Origin of the sequence: Streptomyces sp. B21-083, from assembly GCF_036898825.1 — a bacterium.
Classification (GTDB): domain Bacteria; phylum Actinomycetota; class Actinomycetes; order Streptomycetales; family Streptomycetaceae; genus Streptomyces.
On sequence record NZ_JARUND010000001.1, the window covers coordinates 5127394 to 5150699 of the forward strand.

Here is a 23306-nt window from a genome sequence, read left to right on the forward strand (position 1 = left end):
AGCGGCTCACGCCGATTAACGGGGACAGGGCCCGGCGTACGGCCGGGCCCTGTCTGTCGTTCTCGGGTCGATCTCTACGGGCGCCAGTTCGCCAGTACGCCCTCGTAGAGCTCCGTGTCCGTCAGCTCGCGGGGGGTCGGGCCCGCGTGGAAGAAGGACGTGTTGTCCGTCTTGAGCTTGCGGAGGTAGTCGAAGGCCTTGTTCTCCTGCTCGCCGAAGGCGACGAACGAGAAGAAGAGGGCCGGGTGCTTCGCCGCCGTGTCCGTGAGGGACTGGGTGGCGGGGGTCTTGGCGTCCGGGGCGCCGTCCGTCTGGAAGACGATGAGGGCCGGGTGCTTGGTGCCCGACTTCTCGTAGTGCGTGACGATCTCCTCCACGGCGGCGTGGTAGCTCGTACGGCCCATGCGGCCGAGGGAGGCGTGGAGTTCGTCGATCTTGTTCTCGTGGTCGGGGAGGGTCAGCTCGCCGGTGCCGTCCAGTTCGGTGGAGAAGAAGACGACGTGGACGGTCGCCTCCGGGTCGAGGTGGGCGGCGAGGGCGAGGGTCTGCTCGCCGAGGGCCTGGGCGGAACCGTCCTTGTAGTACGGGCGCATGGACGCGGAGCGGTCCAGGACGAGGTAGACCTTGGCGGGGGTGGTGTCGAGGTCGAGGGTCTTGAGGGTGGCGGCGGCGGAGTTGTACGCGGTGAGGAGGCTGGCGGGTACGGCCTCGGCTGCGCCGTCGGCCGTGTCGGTGTTCCCACCCGCACCACCCCCCGTGACGCCATCGTCTTCGGGTGCGGGTGGCCCCTGTGGGGCTTCCCCCGCGTCGGCGGCTACCGGTTCCAGGACCTCAGCCTCAGCCTCAGCCTCAGGTGCCGGCTCCGGCTCCGGGGTCGCCTCCGCGACGGGCTCGGCAACCGGCTCGGCCTCCGGGGCGACCTCAGCGACCGGTTCCGGTTCCGGAGTCGGCTCCTCGGCGACGGGCTCGGCCTCGAGGGCCTTCTCGGCCACCGGCTCCGGTTCAGGCTCGGGATCCGGTGTCACCTCGCCGACCGGTTCAGCCTCTGGCGCGGTCTCGGCGACCGGCTCAGGCTTGGCCTCTACCTCGGCCTCAATTACCGGCTCCGGCTCCGGCTCCGTCACCGCTTCCGGCTCCGCCTCGGTCGCTGCCTCAGGCTCAGCTGCCGGTTCCAGCTCGGCCTCCTTCGCAGCCTCGATCTCTGCCTCGACCTCGACCTCGGCCACCGGCTCGGATACCGGCTCGACCTCGGCCACAGGTTCTGCCGCGGCCTCGGCCACCGGTTCAGCCTCGACCTCCGCCACCGGCTCGGTCACCGGCGCAGCCTGGGCCTCCGCCGTCACCGGCGTCGACGGTTCGTCCACCGGCTTTGACTGCTTGGGGACCGTCACGTTGTCGAAGGCTGCCGAGACCAGGTCGTCCACGACCGACGGGGGCTCGGTGGGCTTCGGTGTCGGGGAGTGGGTCAGGGTCGGTTCAGGGGACGGTGCCGGAATCTTCGGCTCGGTGGCCTCCTGCTGAGGTACCGACGACTCCGCCTCCCGCGCGGGCGCCGCCTCGGCGTCACGCCCCTTGCGTGACTTGCCGAACGCGTTCCGCAGGAGAGTGAGAATGCCCATGTGCGCAACCCTTCACGTGAGTTGTAGCCGTCAATCCCTGGCCAGGACGGACACGTAAGGTTAGCGGGCCGAGTCAGCGATCTTGGGCAGGGTCTTTCACGGAACCCGACGGTCGTCAAGGGCGCCCCTTCGCCAACCTCGCGCCCCACCCCCGACCGGGCGTCCCCAGGGCCCGCCGAGGGTCGCTTCCACATCTCCCCCGCACCCCCAACCCCCTTACCGCTCCCACGGGTTCACTCGTCGTTCATTCGGCGTCCCCACCCTCGCACCCCCGTCCCCCCTAGCGTCGCGCTGACACCAAAGGCACGTATAGGGAAGTCCAGGGGAGAGTAAAGTGCGCAAGCTGCTGCCGTTGATCGGGTCGCCGTCCGGATCGCATCCCGGCGGGCGGTCCGCGATGACCTGCCGTTTCCGGTGTGGTGACGCCTGCTTCCACGAGGTTCCCAACACCAGCGCCAACGAGTACGTCGGCGATGTGATCGCCGGTGCCCTGGGTCGCCGTTCCGTGATGCGCGCCGCCGCCGTCGTCACCGTGGCCACTGCGACCGGTACCGCCGTGAACGTCGTCGGCGCCCAGGGTGCGGAGGCCGCCACCGCCGCTTCGTCTCCCGTCGGCCACCCCCACCCCACCCACCACTCCCACTCCTCCGTGCCGCGTGGCCTGCGGTTCAGTCCCGTCGCGCCCAACACCGCCGACGCCGTGACCGTGCCCGGTGGGTATGGCCAGAACGTGGTCATCCGCTGGGGCGAGCCCATCCTCCGGGGTGCCCCCGCCTTCGACCCGGAGAAGCAGACCGCCGCCGCGCAGGCCGGACAGTTCGGGTACAACAACGACTTCCTCGCCCTGCTCCCCCTCCACGGGAACCAGCAGCTCCTGGTCGCCAACCACGAGTACACCGACGAGATCCTGATGTTCCGCGGCTACGACCCCGCCAACCCGACCCGCGAGCAGGTAGAGGTCGCCTGGGCCGCGCACGGGCTGTCCGCTGTCGTGGTCGAGGGCGACCGGCGTACCGGCAGGCTCACCCCCGTACTCCGCCACCCGCTCAACCGCCGTGTCACCGCCACCACCGAGTTCCGGATCACCGGGCCGGCCGCCGGGTCGGATCTCCTCAGGACCTCCACCGATCCGACCGGACGGAAGGCTCTCGGCACGCTCAACAACTGCTCCGGGGGGACCACGCCGTGGGGGACGACCCTGCACGGTGAGGAGAACTTCAACCAGTACTTCGCCAACGCCTCCCGGGACACCGACAAGCGGTACGGCATCGGTACCGGCGCCACCGAGCGCAAGTGGGAGCGGTTCGACAAGCGGTTCGACGTCGCCCAGGAGCCCAACGAGGTTCATAGGTTCGGCTATGTCGTCGAATTCGATCCCTACGACCCCTCCTCCACGCCCCGCAAGCACACCGCCCTCGGCCGCTTCAAGCACGAGGCCGCCACCATCCGGCTGACCTCCGACGGGCGTCCCGTCGTCTACACCGGCGACGACGAGCGCTTCGACTACTTCTACAAGTTCGTGAGCAGTAAGCGGATGCGGCACGGCAGTTCGCGCGCTGTCCGCGAGCACAATCTCTCCCTTCTCGACGAAGGGACGCTGTACGTCGCCAAGCTCACCGGTGACTCCCCCGCCATCGAGATCGACGGGAGCGGGAAGCTGCCCGCCGACGGTGAGTTCGACGGCGGCGGTACGTGGATCCCGCTGGCGACCGCCACCGCCAAGGGTGCCGTCTCGCACGTCGACGGCATGACCGCCGAGGAGGTCTTCGTCTTCACGCGGCTCGCCGGGGACAAGGTCGGCGCGACCAAGATGGACCGGCCCGAGGACATCGAGCCCAACCCGGTCACCGGCAAGGTCTATGTCGCCCTCACCAACAACACCAACCGGGGCAAGGCCGGCTTCGCCGCCGCCGACGAGGCCAACCCGCGCAACTCCAACAAGCACGGGCAGGTGCTGGAGCTGACCGAGCGGTGGAACCGGGCCGAGAGCACCTCCTTCGCATGGTCGCTTTTCCTCGTCGCCGGTGATCCGAACGACCCCGCCACCTACTTCGCGGGGTTCCCGAAGGACGACGTCAGCCCGATCTCCTGCCCGGACAACGTCGCCTTCGACCGTCACGGCAACCTGTGGATCTCCACGGACGGCAGTCAACTCGGTTCACACGACGGGCTGTTCGGGGTCGCGACGAAGGGGGCTCGGCGCGGTGAGCTCAAGCAGTTCCTGACCGTGCCGACCGGCGCCGAGACCTGCGGGCCGGTCATCGGGGAGCGGCAGGTGCTCGTCGCCGTGCAGCACCCGGGTGAGATCGACGGCGCGTCGGTGGAGAAGCCCGCCAGCACCTGGCCCGACGGACCGGGCAGGATCGTCCGCCCGGCGGTCGTCGCGGTGTGGCGTACGGACGGCTGCGACATCGGCGTCTGAGCGGGGACTGAGTGGTGTCTGAGCCGGTCGGTCCCGTCAGCTGGTTCAGGGGAGGGCCGGCACCGGGGTTTTCGTGTCCCTCTGTGCCAGCCACTCCCGGTACGCCGGTGCCTGTCTCGCCACCTCCTCGTACGCCTCCGCCAGCGCCGGATGCACCCCGTCCAGCTCGGTCTCCGTGCGGGCCGCCAGCAGCAGCCGTACGCCGAGCGGGTCGCCGTGCAGTCGGCGTACCGCCATCTCGGGGCGGGGCAGACAGGTCGCCTGGCAGACGGTGACGACCTCGCCGGTCGCCACCAGCGAGGCCGTGGTGTGGTAATCGCCGTGCAGGACACGGGGGTTGAGGCCGGCGGTGTGCAGCATGCGCAGTACGGCGTCGAACTCGCCGTCGACCGTCTCGTCCGCCATCCAACGGTCGCCGGCCAGCTCGGAGAGGTGGACGACCGGTCTCGCGGCGGCCGGATGGTCGGCGGGCAGGGACACGAACTGGGGTTCCCTGTCGACCAGTACGCGCAGGCGGAGGCCGTCGGGGACGCTGAGCGGGCAGCCCTCGACCTCGTGCACGAACGCCACGTCGAGCCTGCCGTCGGCGACCATGCGCAGCAGCGCGTTCGCGGAGACGTCCATGCGGAGGGCCGGCTCCTGCTGGCGCTGACGGAGCCGGCGCAGCCAGCCCGAGAGAGCCCGGCTGGCCGTCGAGCCGATGCGCAGCTGAGGCCCCTCCGTCGCGGCGGCCCTCGCCTCCGTGACCAGGGAGCGCATCTCCGCCACCAGAGGGCGGGCCCGGCTCAGGACGACCCGGCCGAGCGGCGTCGGGTGGCAGCCGGTCCGGGTGCGGGTGAACAGCTCGCCGCCCAGTTCCTGTTCGATCCGGCGCAACTGGGTGCTCAACGAGGGTTGGGCCACGCCCAGTTGGCGGGCGGCCCGGTGGAGGCTGCCGGTGTCGGCTATGGCGCACAGCGCCCGAAGGTGCCTCACCTCTAGCTCCATGCGACCAGCTCCGCGCCGCGCATCATGCGCATGCACATGTCCATGCCGTCGCAGCCTAAGCCGGAATCCCGCGTTCCGACAGACGCACCAAGGCGGTGCCAGGGCCAGTGATAGGGCCGGGCTATCGCCACTTGCCATCATCACAGCCGCCGCACAGGCGCCGACACTCACGATACGACCGACTGACTCACCCCCCACACAAGGAGTCATCGATGAGAAAGCCCACCTCTGTCGCCCTGGCGGCGACGTTAGGCCTGAGCCTGGCAACTCTCGCCCTGGGTACGGCGGTTCCCGCATCCGCCGCACCCGCACCCGAGACCACCTCGACCACCGCGAAGGTCGCGTACGTCGGGTCGGCCGAGGAAGCCTCCGCGAACAAGGCGTTCTTCGAGGCCGTACTGAAGTCCGTGGCGGAGAAACGCGCCGCCGACCCGCGCTCGGCAGCCGCCGTCACCGTCATCTACAACGCGTCCCGCGCGCCCTCCTTCAGCGCCGAGATAGCCCGCTCCACGTCGATCTGGAACGGCTCGGTGACGAACGTGAAGCTGCAGTCGGGCTCCGCGTCCGCCGCCGACTTCACCTACCGCGAGGGCAACAGCTCCCAGGGCTCCTACGCCTCCACGGACGGCCACGGCAGCGGCTACATCTTTCTCGACTACGCGCAGAGCGACCAGTACGACCCGACCCGTATCACCGCCCACGAGACCGGCCATGTGCTCGGGCTGCCCGACCACTACTCGGGCCCGTGCAGCGAGTTGATGTCGGGCGGCGGTCCCGGTACGTCCTGCACCAACGCCAACCCGAACTCGGCCGAACGCTCCCGCGTGAACCAGCTGTGGGCCAACGGCCTCGCGACGGCGATGCGTTAGTCCCCGGCAACCCCCCAAGTGCTCCCAGTACCCCCCAGTTCCAACCCCAGTCCCACCCCCCACGGGCGCGGGCCGTCCCCCTGCACAGGGACGGTCCGCGCGGGCCTTTCCCCGGCGGGTCACTTGGGTGAGGTGATCGCCCGCGCCGCCGCCACCTCCTGCCGCAGTGGCTCCAGCACGCTCTCCGCCGGTCCGCTGAGGTCCGTACGCACCGCGTACAGCGTCTCGATCCGGCGCAGTCCGTCCGACAACTCCCGTAGCTGTGCGACGACTTGGTCGATCTCGGCCTCGGACGGCTGCTTGGCGCCCTGCTTGATGTGGACCCGGGCCGCCGTCGTCGCGTCGACGATGCGTTCCACCGCGACGACCAGGGGCCACCACGCCGCCGCCCGCCGTCCGGTGGGCGGCGGTTCGGTCAGGGCGCGCTGGAACTCCGTACGGACGACGGAGAGATCGCGGTACAGACGTCGGCGCATCCGGGCCCGGACAGCGCCCTCGGTGTCGGCGCGGAACGCCGATTCGACGTAGCGTGCCGTGTCCGCGACCGCATCGGCGAGGCGGACGCCCACGCGGGTGTGCCAGCTCTCCGGCCACAGCAGGTACCCGGCGACCAGGGCGATGCCGCAGCCCATGAGGGAGTCGAGGAGCCGGGGCAGCAGCAGGGCGGCGCCCTGGTGGTTGAGGATGTCGGACAGGAGGAGGATCACCGGCGTGATGGCGGCCGTCTGGTAGCCGTACCCGCGTGGGGTCAGCGCCGGGATCAGGGTGGCGAGCAGCAGGATCACGGGTACGTCCCACCAGCCGCGCGGCACCTGGACGAGCACCCCGGCCGCGATCACCAGCCCGGCGACCGTGCCGAGTGCGCGCAGCAGGGCCCGGGAGAAGACGGAGCCGAAGTCGGGCTTCAGGACGAAGGTGATGGTCAGCGCGACCCAGTACGAGCGCGGCACCGGGACGATCGAGACCAGCACCTGGGCGAGGCCGATGCAGAGCGCGAGGCGCAGTCCGTAGCGCCAGGAGCCGCCGGACAGGAGGACGTCCCGGGCCGAGCGGACGGCGCGGGCGCGCAGGGTGGCCGGGCGGCCGAGGCGGTCGTCGTCGGCGACGGCGGTACGCAGGTCGGGGGACCGGCTGCCCACCACCTCGGCGGTGTGCCGCAGTGCCTGTTCGACGGCGCGGGAGGTCTGGTCGGCCGGGGCGGGGATGTCCAGCCCCAGGGGGCCGCCGTAGCCGGTCTCGACGGCGTCGGCGAGGTGGCGGACCGCCTGCGGGACCTCGGGCGGCAGCGGGCGGCCGGCCTGGTGGGCGGCGGGGGCGGCCTCGACGACCGGGGTGATCGCGTTCAACTGGGCGAGCAGCCGCACGAGTTCGGGGCTGCGGCCGTGGTGACGGGCACGCCGGGCGAGGACCAGGTCGTACGACTGGTTGAGGGACTGGGTGACGGCGTACCGGGCGTCCTCGTAGCCGTCGGTGGTGCCGGCGGCGAGCAGTTCGGCGACCTTGCGATAGGTCTGCGCGACCGCCGCCCGTTCCGGTACCCCCGACCGCAGCGGCCAGGCGAGCAGGGCCAGCACGAGGACGAGCAGTCCGCCCCCGGACATCAGCGCCGGCGCGAGCCACCACGCCCCCGGCAGCGGCAGCCCGGCGCCGATCAGGGAGTTGAGGAGCAGCAGCAGTCCGGACACGGAGGCCACCGCGCCGATCGTCGAGATCATCCCGGAGACGAGGGCCACGCCGGTGACGGCGACGACGGCGGTCCAGCCGTGGCCGTACACGAGCGCGCCGAGGGTGACGCCGAGCGCGCCGAACAGCTGGGGGATCGCGATGTTGAGGATGCGCATCCGGTACGCGTCGGCGGTGTCCCCGATGACGCCGGAGAGGGCGCCCATGGAGGCGAGGGCGCCGTAGGCGGCGTGGCCGGTGGCCAGACCGACGGCCAGGGGCAGCGACATGGCGATGGCGGCGCGGGCCACGGCGGGGCGGTTGACGGGCGGGGCCGGCTGGGGCCGGAGGTTCCGCACCAGCCAGTCGGGAGGTGTGAGGCCGATGGGAAACTCTCGGGACATGGCCCCATTATCGCCGTGCCCCTTTCAGGAGGCCGTGTCGATGCGTGTCGCCAGGAAGCCGGCCAGGGCTTCGTTGAACTCAGCCGGGCGTTCCAGGTTGGGCATGTGGGCCGCGTGCTCGATCACGCGGAGCGTGGAGTCGGAGAGCGCCGCGTGCATGGCCTCGGCGTCGGTGACCGGGGTGAACTCGTCGTCGGCGCCGACGACGACCAGGGCGGGGACGGTGAGCCGGGTCAGCAGGGGGCGGTAGTCGGGGCGCTGTGCGCGGCCCCGGAGCGCCGCCGCCGCGCCCCGGGGGTCCGTGGCCGTCATCATGCGGTGGACGTGGGCCTTGACGCCCGGGTCGGCGGCCGGGGCCACCATCTTCTCCAGCACCTCGTCGGCGTACCCGCGCATGCCCTCGGCGAGCAGTCGGTCGGCCGTCGCGTTGCGGGTGAGGTGTCCCTCCGGTGTCTCGGGCGCGGGGAAGGTGTCGGCGAGGACGACGCCCCGGACGCGCTCCGGGAAGCGGGTGCAGCACTCCATGACGATCTGGCCGCCCATCGACAGTCCGGCGAGCACGCACGACTCCACCCCCGCCTCGTCGAGCAACTCCTCGATGTCGCGCGCGAACTGCGAGAGCGGGGTGGCGGCGTCGAGGGGCTTTCGGGAGGCGCCGTAGCCGCGTAGGTCGGGGGCGATCACCCGGCGGGTGGCGGAGAACGCCTCGATCTGCGGGTTCCACATCGTGTGGTCGAAGGGATGACCGTGAACGAGAACAAGAGGAGTAAGCGGAGCAAGGGGAGTAAGAGGGGTATTAGGGGTGAGAGGGGTATTGGTCGCGAGAGGGGTGGAGGTGGGCATGTGGACGACCCTAGATCGACTCAACCCCTCGGTGCAATAAGCTCTTTGCACTCGGTGCAATGCAGGAGAACGGGTACGGGGGACACATGGACGACGACTACCGACGCCTCGCCGACCGCATAGCCGACGACATCGTCACCGGACGACTCCGCCCCGGCGAACGGCTGCCTCCGCAACGGGCGTTCGCACGCCGACGCGGTATCGCGGGCTCGACGGCCGGGCGCGTCTACGGCGAACTGGTGCGGCGCGGGCTGGTCGTCGGTGAGGTCGGACGCGGCACGTTCGTCCGGGCCGCACCGCACGCGCCGGCCGGGCGGGCGCTCGCCGAGCCAGCGGTGAACGCCGAGGTCACGGCGGTCAACCTGGAGCTCAACTACCCTTCCGCGCCCGGCCAGTCGGAGCTGCTCGCCCCGGCTCTCGCGCCGCTCCTGCGCCCCGACGTGCTCACCGAGGCGCTGCGCCCGGCGCCCGCCACCGGTACTGCCGAGGCCAGATCGGCGGTCGCCCGACTGCTCACGACCCCGGGCTGGCGGCCCGACCCCGACGGCGTCCTGTTCACGGGCAACGCCCGGCAGTCGATCGCCGCCGCTCTCGCCTCCCTGGTCCGGCCCGGCGGCCGGGTCGGCGTCGAGGCGCTGACGTACCCGCTGGTCAAGGAGATCGCCGCCCGCCTCGGTATCACCCTCGTCCCGCTGGCCATGGACCAGGACGGTCTGCGCCCGGACGCCCTCACCGCCGCCCACCGCACCGCTCCCCTGTCCGCGCTGTACGTCCAGCCGACGCTGCACAACCCGACGTCGGTGACGATGAGGGAGGAGAGGAAGCGTGAACTCGCGGGCACTGTACGGGAGTTGGGCGTGTCGGTGGTGGAGGACCGGATCTGGTCGTTCCTCGCCGGCTCGGCGACGGGCGCCGCTGCCGAGGGGGAGCCTCTCGCCGCTCATGTTCCCGAACTGGCCCATGTGGTCGACGGGTTGTCCAAGCGGGTCGCGCCCGGGCTCACCGTGGGCTTTCTCGTCGTACCGCCGGACCGGGTGGAAGCCGTCGCGGCGGCTGTGCGGTCGGGTGGGTGGAGTGCGGGGCGGTTCGCGCTGGAGGCCGGTGTGCGATGGGTCGAGGACGGGACCGTGACGCGGCTCGTTGCCGCCAAGCGGGCGGACGCGGCGCGTCGACAGCGGTTGATGGCAAGGGAGTTGGCGGACTTCGGCGGCGCCGTCCGGTCGGATCCGCGCGCCTACTACGCGTGGTGGGAGTTGCCCGCGTCCTGGCGGGCGGACACCTTCACGGCAGCGGCGGCGGCGCACGGCATCGCCATCACGCCGGGGAACGCTTTCGCCGTGGGCTCGCAGCGGGCGCCGGGTGTCGTCAGGCTTGGGCTTGCGTCGGTTCCGGAAGTGGAGCTGGTACGGGCGTTGCGGACGCTCGCCGCGATCGCCCGGCGGGGCCGTACCGCGGGGTGATCCACGTGCCGGTCGCCATGACGGGGAACGCTTTCGCCGTGGGTCCGCAGTGGGTGCCGGGTGCCGTCAGGCTTGGGCTTGCGTCGGTTCCGGAAGCGGAGCTGGTACGGGCGTTGGGGACGCTCGCCGCGATCGCCCGGCGGGGCCGTACCGCGGGGTGATCCACGTGCCGGTCGCCATGACGGGGAACGCTTTCGCCGTGGGCTCGCAGTGGGTGCCGGGTGCCGTCAGGCTTGGGCTTGCGTCGGTTCCGGAAGCGGAGCTGGTACGGGCGTTGCGGACGCTCGCCGCGATCGCCCGGCGCGGCCGTAGCGCTCCGTGACCCACATGCCGAGGGCCACGACGAGGCCGAGGGCGAGCAGCAGCCAGGAGACGGTACGGAGGGTGGCCGTCAGGGCGTCGTAGACGGCGCCGACGGCCGGTGCGGAGACGCCCGGCGGCATGTCGGCGAGGGTGAGACGGCGCGCGACCGCGAGTGCGACGCCGAGCAGGGCCCCGCCGAGGGCCGTACCGAGCGCGGTCGCCGTGATCGCCCGGCGACGCCGGACGGCGAGGGCGATCCCGGTGACGGCGAGGACGCCGGCCGTCACCGGAAGCCAGAAACCGGCGACTTCGAGCACGCGAAAACCCTTTCTGAGCGGCACGAGATCCTGCGCGGGCAGGACCGCGACCTCGGTGTGCGCGACGGGGATGCGGCTCGCCAACGGCACGTGGTCGACGGTGAGTTGCCGCTTGACCTGGGCGGTGACGGGGGCAAGGTCGATGGTGACGGCTGCCTCGCCGCCGTAACTGCCGTAGGGGCCCTGCCCGGCGGGGTCGTTGCGCAGGGCGCGCAGCACTGCCTCGTGGGTGGCGCGGTTCGCCGTGTCCCAGGCCGTGCGGAAGGCCTCGGTGCGGGTGAACGAGTGCACCGCGTCCTGCACGAAGTGGTTGACCGTGCCTTCGAGCGGGCCGACGTCGACGGCATGCACGATCCCGGCGCCGACGTTGTCCGCGATGGCGTCCTGGACGTACGGATTCCGGGCGAGCGGCGCCATCGTGGTGACGTAACGGTCGGTGTCGGCGAGCCCGTACGCCGCCCAGGCCGAGAGCGCGCCGAAGGGCAGCAGGACGCACGCGAGGGCGATGAGAACGGCCGACAGGGCGCTCCGGAGACGATGGGTCACCCCTCCAGGCAAGGGCCCGGCGGCCGGGAGCGCGAGTCGGTTGACTGCATATGGGTGTGCGGGACAAGCCTCGGCGGGGGAGCCTCCGGTGGAGCGTTCACCCGAACGGGTGTTTCCTGGTTTTGGGGAGAGGGCGACAGGGAGACACGGGGGGTTTCGGGGATGAGGAGGCAGACATGCGCACCACCCCGGCTCTGCGGACCCTGACCGCGGCCCTGTTCACCGGCGGAATCCTGGCCGTGCCCGTCGGTACGGCGATGGCCGCCGCGCCTGCGGGCTCCCACGGCTCTCACGGCTCCGGGGTCCGGGGCACCGTCGTCTCCGTCGGCGAGTTGAACCTGCGGCAGCAGCCGACCACCCACTCGCGCGTCGTCGCACGGCTCGCTCCGGACAGCCACGGGCGCGTCGAGTGCAAGGTCGTCGGGCAGACCGTGCGCGGGAACCCGTACTGGTACTGGCTGCCCGGCGTCAACGCCTGGGCGAGCGCCGTCTACATCGACACCGGGCACCGGTCGGTGCCGACCTGCGCCGACCCGTGCCCGGAGTGGAAGGACGACGGCCACTGGAGCGCCTCGGGGACGTTCAGCTTCAACTGGAACGTCACCTTCGGCTGAGACGAGCGACCCGGTGACCGGGTCAGCCCACCCGGTGGCCGGCCGCGTCCTCGTGCGTGTAGTAGCGGTAGAACAGCACCGCGGACACGGATGCCGCGACCACCAGCGAGTTCCCGGCCGACCGCAGCACACTCGCCCCGGTCTGGCTGTAGATGAACCCGAAGGCGACCCCGGCGAACGCGCCCCACGCCACCGCGTGCAACTCGCGCCGCAGTCGCGGCGCCACCGCCCGTACGCCGATGAGCACCGCCATGAACGCCAGCGCGCTCACGAAGCCGAACAGGACGTTCCAGCCGGTGATGGGACCGCCGCCGCGCCGGTTGGCCGCGGCCCAGAAGCCGTAGACCAGCCCGAGTACGACGGGCAGGGCCCGGTTCGCGGCCAGGTGGGCCCGCGCGCTGAAGATGTCGGGAGTCCCGGCCTTGCCGGGGATGCCGGACGTTGCCTGAGCCATGAGAGTGTCCTCTCTCCTCGCCCCCGCCCTCCAGAGCACACCTGGAGAGGTCCGCTGGCAAGTCGACAGCGGGGGTCGGCCGTGTTTCGCTGAATTCCATGAAGCCGGTGGGCCCGGAGGGTCCGGTGGGATCGAGGCGAACGAGGGGGTCAAGGGAAACGAGGGGAGTGGTGGGCCGGGACGAGGGCCTCGCCTTCTCGTCGCCCGTCGTCGCCGGGCGCCGTGTCGGCTGGGTGCCGCCGCTGGTGCTGCTGATCGTGATCGCGGTCCTCGACTGGAACACCACCGGTGAGTTCCGGATCATCTCCTGGATCGTGCTGGTGCCCGGGATCGCCGCCGCGCTCTGCCGGGTCGCCGGGACCGTCGTCTTCGCCGTCCTGTCCCTCGTCGCCTATGTCCTCCTCGACGGTGCCTGGCCCCACCAGTACCAGACCGGGCTGCCCGACTTCATCCTCGTCGGCCTCGGCGGGCTGCTCGCCGTCCTCGCCTGCATGGTCCGGCTGCGCGGTGAACGGCGCATGCTGCACATGCGGGACGTCGTCGAGACCACCCGCCGTACGGTGCTGCGCCCGCTGCCGCCGGGCTGGGGCGGCCTCGACCACGCGGCGGTCTATCTCGCAGCCGACGCCGTCGCCCGTGTCGGCGGCGACTTCTACGACATCCAGCCCGGCCCGCACGGCACCAGGGTCCTCATCGGTGACGTACAGGGCAAGGGGCTCGACGCGGTGGAGGCGGCGGCGGCCCTGCTCAGCACGTTCCGGGAGTCCGCGTACCACGAACCGGCGCTCGCGACCGTCGCGGAACGCCTGGAGGTACGGATGCTGCGGCACGTCCGCTACCGGGCCGTCCTCGGCCGGCACGAGGGTGACCGTGACGAGGGTGACCGTGACGAGGGCGACCGGTTCGCCACCGCCGTCCTCATCGGCTTCCCCGAGGAGCGGCGGGCGACGGCCGCCGGGCTCGTTGCCGAAGCCGGGGTCGGGGTCGAGATCGAGGTCGTCAACTTCGGGCATGAGCCTTCCCTGATCGTGTCACCCGACGGCGTACGGAGCCTGCCGCCGGGGGACGCCCTCCCGCTCGGGCTGAGCGAGTTGACCCCGGGTGGCGGCGGGCTGCCGTCCGTGGTCCGGGTACCGCTCGCCGCCGACGAGACCCTGCTCCTGGTCACCGACGGCGTCACCGAGGCCCGGGATGCCGACGGCACGTTCTTCCCGCTGCGCGAACGCGTCGCGGACGCCGTCGCCCACGATCCGCACATCGCCGACCCGCAGCGGCTGGTGGCGTTCGTCCGGGACGGCACGCTGCGGCACAGCGGGGGGCGTCTCGCCGACGACACGACGGTGTTCGCGGTGCGGGCGGCAGACCCTGTCTCCGGTACAAGCCGTCCATAGGCGGCCATAGCCGTCCCGCCGATCCCCCGCCCGTCCCCCGCCAATCCCCCTTCGCAGTCGCACCGGTTACGGTGCTGTCTAGGCACGGGACCGCCGTGAGGGACGTGAAGGACGTGAGGGGAGGGACCATGGCCGGACAACCGGGTTCGCTCGGCTCGACGACCGGAACCGCGCTGCTGCTCGCCGCCTCGCCCGTGGGCAAGGGATGTCTCGTGGACGCGGCGTCCGTGCTGCCCGTCCTCGCCGCCGTCGCCCCCGCCGTGCTGGCCGGCACCGACACCGCGAACGTCGTCGAACTCGCCGACCCGCTGGAGCCGCAGGCCGTCCTGACCCGGCTGCGCGCCGCCGCGGTGACCCCCGGGCCGCTCACCGTCTTCCTCACCGGACAGCTCCAACTCGACCGCAAACAGCACCTTCCACATCTCGCCCTGGCCCGTACGACCCCCGCGACGGTCCGCTACACCGCGTTCCCCTGGCACTGGATCGCCGAGGAGCTGCGGCTGCGGGCGCCGGGGACGACGACGCTCTTCCTCGACCTGCACGCGGATGCCGCCGCGTGGCAGTACGTCACGGGGCGGGCGTTCGCGGCAGGGCGTGGGGTGAGCGTGTACGGGAGGGTTGCTCCGCCGCCGCCCCGGCGGGCGGTGGCTGTGCCGACGTACATGAAGACGGTCGCGACGATTCTGCGCAGCGGGCACCGGCCCGAGGCGGGGCAGTTGCATCAGCAGGCGCTCGGGCGGCTGTCGTCGGAGGGGGCGGCTTACGGGGATGTGGTGCTGGCGTGGGACGCGTTGGCCGGGCTGGTTTCGCCCCCGCCGCCCCTACCCGTCCCATCCGTACCTGGGGGCTCCGCCCCCAGACCCCCGGTTCGCGCTGAACGCGCTCGTCCTCGAACGCCGGACGGGCTGAAGATGCGGGCCGGCGCTCAAGAGGCACCCAGCGTTCAAGTGGCGCCCGGCGGGTTGGAGTTGCGGGCCGGCGCTCAAGCGGCACCGGACGAGCTGGACATGCCCGCCGGAGCCGGAGAGTCACCGTGGCGAGGCGGAGCCGGAGGCGGGAAGGACACCGACCCGCACTCCTTCATCACCTCCGCCGTCCAGGCCGGACAGCACGGTGACGCCGACGCGTTCGCCGCCCAGTGGGAGCAGGCCGCCTTCCGGGAGCATGGGCCCGGTTCCGAGGAGGCGTTGCACTGGACCGAGGTCCGGGCCGATCTCGCGATGTTCGCCGGGGACCCGGCCCGGAGCTGCCGGGCCTGGCTGACCGTCGCCGGTACGCGGCTCAGCGCCGGGCAGGCGTCGGACGCGCCCGCTGTCGAGGCGGCCGTGGACCGGGCCCACCACCAGTGGACGAGCCTCGGTGAGAGCGCCGACGCGCGTGAACTGGGGCCGGTGGTCGTGGAGTTGCGGCGCCGCGTGCCCGGCCGGCGCGAAGGAGCCGTACGACATGCCGAGCGGCAACTGGAGAAGCTCGGAGAGCCGACGAGGACCGCCCAGCACGTGCCGGGGTAGACACCTCCGGAGCCGGTCCTGGCTGGTCCGGCTGGTCCTGGGCTGGTCCTGGGCTGGCCCGGAGCCGGTCCTGGCTGGTCCGGCTGGTCCTGGGCTGGTCCTGGGCTGGCCCGGAGCTGGTCCTGGGCTGGTCCTGGGCTGGTCCTGAGCCGGTCCTGGGCTGGTCCTGAGTCGGTCCTGGGCTGGTCCTGAGTCGGTCCTGAGTCGGTCCTGAGCCGGTCCTGAGCCGGTCCGGAGCCGGTCCTGAGCCGGTCCTGGGCTGGCCCGGAGCTGGTCCTGGGCCGGTCCTGGGCTGGCCCGGAACCGGTCCTGAGCTGGTCCGGAGTCGGCCCGGAGCCGGTCCTGGGCCGTCCCTGGGCCGGACCTGAGCCCGTCCTGGGCCCGTTCTCGGCGGGCGCTAGGTCGCCGAAAGCACCGTCAGCGCACCCGAGACCAGCGTCCGTACCCCCGGTGCGACCGTCGAGAGGTCCGGTGCGAACAGGGGGCTGTGGTTGCTCGGGACCGCCGCGAGCCTCGCCATCAGGTCGTCGCCGCCCTCCGCCGCGTTCCACACGTCGCCCGGTGTGGTCGTCACGAACCAGTACGAGTACGGGAGTCCGTCCGTCGCCAGGTGGGCGAAGTCCTCGCTGCCCATGGCGGGCCCGGGGTCGAAGACCGTGGCCGCGCCGAACGCCTCGCGGTGGGCCGAGGCCACCCGCTCGTCGAGCGTCGCGTCGTTGACGGTCGGCGGGAAGGTCGCGCCGACCCGGATCTCCGGCTCGCTCGGGCAGCCCGCCGCCAGGCACTCGCCCTGGGCGATACGCCTGATCGCGGCCAGCATGCGATCGCGAACGTCGTCGGACTGGGTGCGCAGGTTCAGGGCGATACGGGCCGTCGCCGGGATGATGTTGTGCCGGGTGCCCGCCTCGATCATCCCGACCGTCAGGACGGCGGAGTCGCGGGCCGCGATCTCACGCGAGACGACCGACTGGAGGCGCGTGACGAGGTAGGCGGCCGTCACCACCGGGTCGACCGTCGTCTCCGGGCGGGAGCCGTGACCGCCCCTGCCGTGCACGATCACGTCGACGTCCGTCGAAGCCGACATGATCAGACCGGGGACATGCGGATAGAGGCCGGCCGGACCCGGCGCCGCGTGCTGCGCCAACAAGGCGTCCGGGCGCGGGAAACGGTCGTACAGGCCGTCCGCCAGCATCGCCCGCGCGCCCTCGCCGGTCTCCTCGCCGGGCTGGCCGACCAGCACCAGTGTGCCGTTCCAGGTGTCCCGGCCCGCCGACAGGGCCTGGGCGGCACCGGCCAGCCAGGTCACGTGCAGGTCGTGGCCGCAGGCGTGCATCACGCCGGGGACGGTGGAGGCGTACGGCAGGCCGGTCTCCTCGGGGACGGGGAGCGCGTCCAGGTCCGCGCGGAGCAGGACCGTCGGGCCGTCGCCGTTGCGCAGGACGCCCACGACACCGGTGCCGCCGACGCCCTCGGTCGTCTCGTACCCGGATTCCCGGAGGGACCCGGCCAGCAGGCCCGCCGTGCGGTGTTCCGCCAGGGACAGCTCGGGGTGGCGGTGCAGGTCGCGGTAGAGGTCCTCCAGCGCCGGGACGGGCAGGTCGGCTGTGAGGTCGAGCGCGGTGCGGGAGACGGGAGAGGTCACGTGGGCAGCGTATGCCCGTGGCCGGGACGCGGACAGGGGCAGGGACAGGGGCAGGGAGGGACGAGGGGGTGGTGCCGCCGGTGGGACGGGGCGGGGGAGCAGTGGTCCCACCGGCGGCTGCTCAGGACGGCCCGGACGTCACGGACCCGGACGTCACGGACCCGGAGGCCACGAAGTCTGACGTCACGAACTCCGACGTAACCAACCCGGGTGTCAGAACGCGGGGATGGCGGCCGCGGCCCGGCTGTCGGCGTCGCGGGCCTTGTTGATGTTGCTCTGGAAGTTGCCGGTCAGCGGGAAGTTGGCTTTGCCCCACTTGGAGTTCCACAGCTGGTCGCGCGGCGTCTTGTCCATGTTCTCCATGGTCACCAGGGCCGGCATGTCCCAGCCCCCGTCGCCCCACGCCTCCGCGGTCTCGCCCCACTGGGCGAAGCGGAAGGCGTGCGTGCTCGCGCCGTCCTTGTGGTAGACGATCTTGACGTGGTTGCCGTCCATCGGCACCTCGTTTATCGGGTGGGTGCTGTAGCCGCCGTGCCGGGAGGCCGAGAGGTAGCTGGGCCGCTCGTCGCCCTGCTTCTGGAAGACCACCACGGACTCCCAGTCGTGGCGGTGACCGAAGGCGTCGGCACCGGCCAGCGTCTGGTCCTTCTCGAAGTAGAGCGCGTAGAGGTACGCGCACCAGCCGTTCTTGCACCAGCCCTGCGAGTACGTGTTCGCCTTGCCGAGGTGGTTGGTCCGGCAACCTCCGGTGATCGAACCGGTGTTGTCGAGACCGCCGTTGAGCTTTCCGCTCGCGTCGACGGCCGCCGCGGGGAAGCAGCTGTCCGTGTCGTAGTCCCACATCGGCATGTACTTCTTCTGGAAGGTGGCCGCGTTCGCCGGGAGCGCGGTCAGGATCGCGGCGAACGCGCTCGTCGAGAAGCCGACGGTGAGTGCGCCGGCGCTGAGCGCGACGAGTGCCGCCCGGCCGAGACGGGAAGTCCTGCTGCTGTGCGTGGATGCCTTGAACATGTGCGAGTGCTCTCCACTGTTGTCGTGCCGGAATACGGTCGGTCGAGCCGTGCGTCCGGCGTGGCAGGACAGACAGTGGCAGCCGGAAAGTTGACTGGCACCCCTTTCATCAGGCCGTTCAATTCCGTCGTCCGGAGTTCGTTTTCACCGCCCCGCCCGTATTTGTTGTGAACAGGTATGGCGCTCGGACCGTTTTTCCCTGTGATGTGGCTCCTGTGCCGGCCGGGAATGGGGAGGGTGGAGCTCATGGGGCGTCCCGAAAGACCTGTGGACCCGCAGGCCGGCCCCGTACAGCGGTTCGCCCATGAGCTGCGGGAGTTGCGGCGGACGGCGGGCGCGCCCTCGTACCGGCGGATGGCCGAGGCCGCCGGCTTCTCGGCGGCGACCCTGTCCGAGGCGGCGCGCGGGGAGCGGCTGCCCTCCCTCGCCGTGGTCCAGGGATACGTACAGGCGTGCGGGGGTGACCCGGGTGTGTGGGAGCCGCGCTGGAAGGACACCGAGACGCAGGTGGTGGCCGCCGCCCGCGACGAGGACGGGGAGGCCTCGGCGCCCTACCGGGGGTTGGCCCCCTTCGGCTCGGACGACCGGGACCTGTTCTTCGGACGGGACGAACTCGTCGTCGAGCTGCTGCGGTTGGTGCGGGAACACCGGTTCGCGGTGGTGTTCGGGGCGTCGGGGAGCGGGAAGTCGTCACTGCTGCGGGCCGGCCTGATACCCCGCCTCCAGCAGGAGAGCGCCTGCCAGGGGCAGCAGCGGTCCGGCCCCGCCGTGGTGCGGGTGTTCACGCCCGGCGAGCGGCCCGCCGAGACGTACGGGCAGCTGCTGAGCCCCGCCGAGGGCGCGCCGGAGAGCTGGGTGGTGGTCGATCAGTTCGAGGAGGTCTTCACCCTGTGCCACGACCGCGCCGAGCGGGCCCGGTTCGTCGACCTCCTGCTCGCCGCCCGCGCCCCGGACAGCCGGTTGCGCGTCCTGGTGTCCGTACGGGCCGACTTCTACGCCCGCTGCGCCGAGCACCGGGAGTTCGCCGACGCGCTCGCCGGGGCCGGGCTGCTGGTCGGGGCGATGACGGCGGACGAACTGCGGGAGGCGGTGACCAGACCGGCGGCGGCCGTCGGGCTCCTGGTCGAACGGGAGCTGACCGCGCGGATCGTCGACGAGGTCCTGGACCGGCCGGGCGCGCTGCCGATGCTGTCGCACGTGCTGCTGGAGACCTGGCGGCGGCGCCGGGGCCGACTGCTGACGCTGGCCGCGTACGAGGCGGCGGGCGGGGTGCGCGGGGCGATCGCGGCGAGCGCGGAGGAGGTGTACGGGCAGCTGACTCCCGCCCAGGCGCGCTGCGCACGGCGGTTGCTGCTGCGGATGGTCGAGCCGGGGCAGGGCAGCGCCGACACCCGGCGCCCGCTGACCCGGGCCGAACTGGCGGAGTCGACGACCGACCCGGATGTGCCCGTGGTGGTGGAACGGCTGGCCAGGGCCCGGCTCCTCACCGCCGACGAGACGGGCGTCCAGCTCGCCCACGAGGCGCTGATCACCTGCTGGCCGAGGCTGCGCGACTGGATCGAGGCGGACCGGGAGTGGCTGGGCCACCATCGGCGACTGGCCGAGGAGGTCCGGCTCTGGCTGGAGCACGACCGTGACCCGGGCGCGCTGGTCCGGGGCAGCAGACTGGCCCGCGCCGAGGAACTGTTCGCGGGGGAACCGGCCGGCGAAGGGGGCCGGCTCACCTCGGCCGAGCGGGAGTTCCTCGACGCGGCGCTCGCGGCCCGCGTCGCGGAGTCCCGGGCCGCCGCCCGCACCACCCGGCGCTCGCGCGTCCTGGTCGCCGCGCTGTCCGCCGTACTGGCGCTGGCTCTGCTGGGTGGGCTGGCCGCCTGGCACCTGGGCGCCGACAACGCGCGCCACCACACCGACATCGCCGCCCGCCGGGTCGCGGACCTCGCCGACGCGATGCGGACGACCGACCCGCGCACCGCGATGCTGCTGAGCGTCGCCGCCTGGCGCGTCTCGCCGCTCCCGGAGGCCCGCCGGGCGCTGCTCGGCTCCCTCGCCCAGGCGGAACACGCCGTGTTCACCGACCCGGCGCCCGGTGACAGCCCGGCGCGGTTCCTCGCCGACTCCGGTCGTACGCTGCTCAGCGCCGCCGGCCGCACCTGGCGGACCTGGGACGTGGCCGGGGTCCGCAGCACCGGCTCCGGACCGCTGCCGGCCGGCGAGGTGATCGCGGCCGGCCCCGACGCCCGGGTCCTCGCGATCGCCGGGGACGCCGGAATCCGCCTGTGGGACACGGCCACCGGCCGCTGGACCGGAGATCCGCGCCCCCTCTCCCTCACCTCTGTCACGGACCTCGCGGCGGGCGCCCAGATCGTGAGCGACATCTACGACGACCGGGTACGTCTGCGGTCCGTCACCGACGGCCACGTGCTGTTCGAGGGCCGGGCGGCGGGCCTGGTGACCCCGGCCGTGAGCGCCGACGGCCGGCTGGCCGCCGTCTGCCCCGAGGGCGGTTCCCCGCAGGTCTGGGACATCGCCCGCCGACGCGTCCGACCCGGCCCCTGGGACCGCGCCCGAGGCCTGTGCGAGGAGGTGGAGGCGACTGCCCTGGTGTTCGGTGCCGGCGGCGACCGGCTCGCCGCGCTCTCGGAGTCGGGCGTGACGGTGTGGGACACCGCGTCCGCCCGCGAGATCGCCCACCTCGACGAACCGGGCGCCGGGCGGGCCGCGTTCACCCCGGACGGCGCCTTCCTCGCGACGGCGGGCGGCGCCGAGATCCGGGTGTGGCGGCTGTCCGACCCGGCGGCCCCCGTGTTCCGGCACTCCCTCAACAACCAGCACCTGTACGCGATTTCGTGGGACCCCGTCCGCCGCACCACCCTGCGCTACCTCGAAGGCGGCGCCGTCCACTGCCTGGAACTGGGGATGGCGGTCACCCCCGCCTGGCACCAGGACGCGCGGGCGGCGGTACGGGTCAGCCCCGACGCCCGTACGTACGCCACCGCCGAACTCAACCCCGAACGCACCACCGGCGCCCGCTACCGTTTCGAACTCCGGGCCACCTCCGACGGCCGCCTCCTGCGCACCCTCCCCGCCCCGCCCCCGCCCGTCTCGGCGGACCCCGCCACCCCCGTGATCCCCGAGGACACGCTGGCCCTCCTCGCGTTCAGCCCCGACGGTCACGCGCTCTCCTACGGTGTCTCCGCGCCCGGCAGGGAGGCGTCCCCGCAACGCCTCACCGTGTGGGACCTGACCCGTGACCGGGTCCGGGCGACCCTGGAACTCGCGACCCCCGAGTCCGCCGCCCCGGTGATCGCCCTGGCCCTGGGCCCCGAAGGCTCCACCGTGTACGCGGCCCGGATGCCGGTCCTGGGCGCCCTGCGCGACGAGGCGTGGGACACCGGAACGGGCCGCAGGACCACCGTCCTGACCGGGCTCACCAGCGGCCACCTGGCCGTGCACCCGGCCGGTGGCCTCCTCGTCGGTGACAACCGCACGGCGGATCCCCGCACGGGGAACGTCACCGGCAAGGGCCTGGTCCAGGGCGAACAGATCAGCGCCCTCGCCTTCTCCCCCGACGGTTCACGCCTCGCCGCGGGCGACCTGACCGGCCGCGTCGCCCTGTGGGACGGGGAGTTGGACGAGCGTACGGGCATCCTGCGCAACGTCTTCCCCGCTCCCCTGGGCGCGGAACCGGAAGCGGTGAGCGCGCTGGTCCTCAGCCCCGACGGCGCCACCCTCGCGGTCGGCGGCGGCGCCGGCACCCTCCAGCTCTGGGACATCGCCACCCAGCAGCCCCTGGGCGGCCCGCTGACCACGCCGGGCGAGCCGGTCGACACCCTCGCCTTCAGCCCCGACAGCGGCACGCTGTACGCGGGGAGCGCGCACGTCCCGCTTCAGCGGTACGCCGTCGATCCGGAGCGCGCGGTCGCCCGGATGTGCGCCCGCGCGGGCACGGGGGCGGAGCTTTCGCGGGAGCAGTGGCGGGTTTACGTTCCGGAGGTGGCGTACCGCCGGGTGTGCGTCAGTTGAACGGGTCGAGGGTGATGTACGCCGTCTGCGGTGAGCCGTCGTTGACCAGCGACTCGTGGTGGCCGACGTCGTCGAAGGCGAAGGCGTACGCCGTGCCGTCGGCCATCTGGGCGTGGATCTTCCGGGCGTAGTGGTTGGTCACGGCGTCCTGGTAGAAGCCGGCCGAACTCGTGTCGGGCTGGCTGGAGTTGGTCAGGAGCGTGGAGCGGTTGTAGCCGGCGCACAGGGTGCGGGAGATCGGGCCGCGCACCAGGTCGTTCGGTGCGTCCAGGAGTTTGTGGCAGCCGAAGATGCTGTCGGCGTCGGGCTTCTGGAAGCTGGTGACGACAGCGCCGGCGCCGTTGGTGAAGTTCATGACGTTGCCCGAGACCCGGCCGTAGTACTTGGTGCCCGGCTGGTCGGCGAACGGGGTCACCGTCAGCGTGGAGCTGGCGTACTTGGTCCACACGCGGTTGACGTAGTCGTCCATGACGGTGCTCGGCAGGGCGCCTGACTCGATGCCGTGGCCGGGCGAGAGGGCGCGCAGGATGGTGCCGTCGGACCGGGTTCTGATGAGGTTGGCCCAGCCGCCGGGCTGGCCCTTCAGGGCGTTGAAGAACCCGGCGTAGCCGCCCGCCTTCAGATGGCCGGTGTTCTTGACGGTGCCGGAGGTGTTCTTGACGCCCACGGCGTAGGGGGCCGAGAACATGTCCACCTGTGTGCTGTTGATCCACAGACCGGCGTCGCTCAGCGTGTACTCGGTCCAGTTGAAGAGGATGTTCGCGTTGGGGTCGGAGGGGTTCTGCACGGCTGGCTGGACCAGGCCGCCGGTGGTCAGCTTGAACACGAGTTTCTGGCCGTAGGAGAAGTAGACGCGGCCGGAGAACTTCGGCATCCGGAGCGTCATCGACGACCCGTTGGCCGGCCCGGTGATCGACGCGTCGGGCGCGGGGGTCGGCGGGTTGCCGCCGCCGGGCCAGGCGTGGAACGTGCCGTTCGCGTCCGCCCAGCCCTGCTGGCCGGTCGAGAGCAGGGTCCCGATGTTGTAGACGTAGACCTGGTCACCGCGCCCGGAGTCGTTCCGGAACTGGAGCGGGATGGTCGTGGGCACCGCGGCTTCCGCGTGGGGCGCGGGCCCCGCCGCCGTGAGCCCCGTGGCGACGGCCGCCGCGGCGACCAGGGGCACCAGTACGCTCCGTACTTTCCCTTGGGCAAACACGTTCGTCCTCCTCGTGTCGCTTTCCCGAGA

General features: G+C 72.3%; 16 protein-coding genes. 7 read left to right on the top strand and 9 right to left on the bottom strand.

Going from position 1 to position 23306, the window contains the following annotated elements; genetic code table 11:
* Nucleotides 1-74 precede the first annotated feature (74 nt).
* Nucleotides 75-1619, bottom strand: a complete 1545-nt coding sequence (locus tag QA861_RS23055; protein ID WP_334590187.1) for a VWA domain-containing protein — start codon at nt 1617-1619, stop codon at nt 75-77.
* A gap of 334 nt (nt 1620-1953) precedes the next feature.
* On the opposite strand from QA861_RS23055, the gene QA861_RS23060 reads away from it, so the two are divergent.
* Nucleotides 1954-4041, top strand: coding sequence for a PhoX family protein (locus QA861_RS23060; RefSeq protein WP_334590188.1), 2088 nt, complete (start codon nt 1954-1956; stop codon nt 4039-4041).
* A gap of 45 nt (nt 4042-4086) precedes the next feature.
* Here the strand turns inward: QA861_RS23060 and QA861_RS23065 are convergent, their stop codons facing one another.
* Entirely contained in the window at nt 4087-5028 is a 942-nt protein-coding gene (locus tag QA861_RS23065; protein WP_334590189.1) for a LysR family transcriptional regulator, read from the bottom strand.
* 212 nt (nt 5029-5240) lie between these two features.
* On the opposite strand from QA861_RS23065, the gene snpA reads away from it, so the two are divergent.
* Entirely contained in the window at nt 5241-5897 is a 657-nt protein-coding gene (snpA, locus tag QA861_RS23070) for a snapalysin (protein WP_334590190.1), read from the top strand.
* A 119-nt stretch (nt 5898-6016) separates the two neighbouring features.
* Here the strand turns inward: snpA and QA861_RS23075 are convergent, their stop codons facing one another.
* Both QA861_RS23075 and QA861_RS23080 read right to left on the bottom strand, forming a co-directional pair.
* Complete coding sequence (locus tag QA861_RS23075; RefSeq protein ID WP_334590191.1) at nt 6017-7963, bottom strand: FUSC family protein; 1947 nt, start codon at nt 7961-7963, stop codon at nt 6017-6019.
* 24 nt (nt 7964-7987) lie between these two features.
* A complete protein-coding gene (locus QA861_RS23080; protein WP_443041528.1) occupies nt 7988-8806 on the bottom strand; it encodes an alpha/beta fold hydrolase in 819 nt (272 codons plus the stop codon).
* Nucleotides 8807-8865: 59 nt separating this feature from the next.
* Between QA861_RS23080 and QA861_RS23085 the strand changes: the two genes are divergently transcribed.
* On the top strand, nt 8866-10266 hold the full coding sequence (locus QA861_RS23085; RefSeq protein ID WP_334590192.1) for an aminotransferase-like domain-containing protein: 1401 nt from the start codon (nt 8866-8868) through the stop codon (nt 10264-10266).
* Nucleotides 10267-10493: 227 nt separating this feature from the next.
* On the opposite strand, the gene QA861_RS23090 is transcribed toward QA861_RS23085, so the two are convergent.
* On the bottom strand, nt 10494-11432 hold the full coding sequence (locus QA861_RS23090; protein ID WP_334590193.1) for a hypothetical protein: 939 nt from the start codon (nt 11430-11432) through the stop codon (nt 10494-10496).
* 176 nt (nt 11433-11608) lie between these two features.
* Here QA861_RS23090 and QA861_RS23095 point away from each other — a divergent pair, with 176 nt between their 5' ends.
* Nucleotides 11609-12046 carry an SH3 domain-containing protein gene (locus QA861_RS23095; RefSeq protein ID WP_334590194.1) on the top strand — a complete coding sequence of 146 codons (438 nt, stop codon included), beginning with the start codon at nt 11609-11611 and terminating at the stop codon, nt 12044-12046.
* 22 nt (nt 12047-12068) lie between these two features.
* Here the strand turns inward: QA861_RS23095 and QA861_RS23100 are convergent, their stop codons facing one another.
* Nucleotides 12069-12500, bottom strand: coding sequence for a hypothetical protein (locus QA861_RS23100; protein ID WP_334590195.1), 432 nt, complete (start codon nt 12498-12500; stop codon nt 12069-12071).
* 167 nt (nt 12501-12667) lie between these two features.
* Here QA861_RS23100 and QA861_RS23105 point away from each other — a divergent pair, with 167 nt between their 5' ends.
* Entirely contained in the window at nt 12668-13891 is a 1224-nt protein-coding gene (locus tag QA861_RS23105; protein WP_334590196.1) for a PP2C family protein-serine/threonine phosphatase, read from the top strand.
* 128 nt (nt 13892-14019) lie between these two features.
* Complete coding sequence (locus tag QA861_RS23110; RefSeq protein ID WP_334590197.1) at nt 14020-15402, top strand: hypothetical protein; 1383 nt, start codon at nt 14020-14022, stop codon at nt 15400-15402.
* A 397-nt stretch (nt 15403-15799) separates the two neighbouring features.
* On the opposite strand, the gene QA861_RS23115 is transcribed toward QA861_RS23110, so the two are convergent.
* Both QA861_RS23115 and QA861_RS23120 read right to left on the bottom strand, forming a co-directional pair.
* The gene (locus QA861_RS23115; protein WP_334590198.1) at nt 15800-17044 is read right to left on the bottom strand and encodes an amidohydrolase; all 1245 of its coding nucleotides are present in this window, start codon (nt 17042-17044) and stop codon (nt 15800-15802) included.
* A gap of 213 nt (nt 17045-17257) precedes the next feature.
* Complete coding sequence (locus QA861_RS23120) at nt 17258-18055, bottom strand: NPP1 family protein (protein ID WP_334590199.1); 798 nt, start codon at nt 18053-18055, stop codon at nt 17258-17260.
* A gap of 246 nt (nt 18056-18301) precedes the next feature.
* On the opposite strand from QA861_RS23120, the gene QA861_RS23125 reads away from it, so the two are divergent.
* Nucleotides 18302-22078, top strand: a complete 3777-nt coding sequence (locus QA861_RS23125; RefSeq protein WP_334590200.1) for an nSTAND1 domain-containing NTPase — start codon at nt 18302-18304, stop codon at nt 22076-22078.
* Here QA861_RS23125 and QA861_RS23130 read toward each other — a convergent pair.
* On the bottom strand, nt 22071-23243 hold the full coding sequence (locus QA861_RS23130) for a glycoside hydrolase family 64 protein (RefSeq protein WP_334590201.1): 1173 nt from the start codon (nt 23241-23243) through the stop codon (nt 22071-22073). The two genes, QA861_RS23125 and QA861_RS23130, sit on opposite strands and share 8 nt — an antisense overlap.
* Nucleotides 23244-23306: the final 63 nt, after the last annotated feature.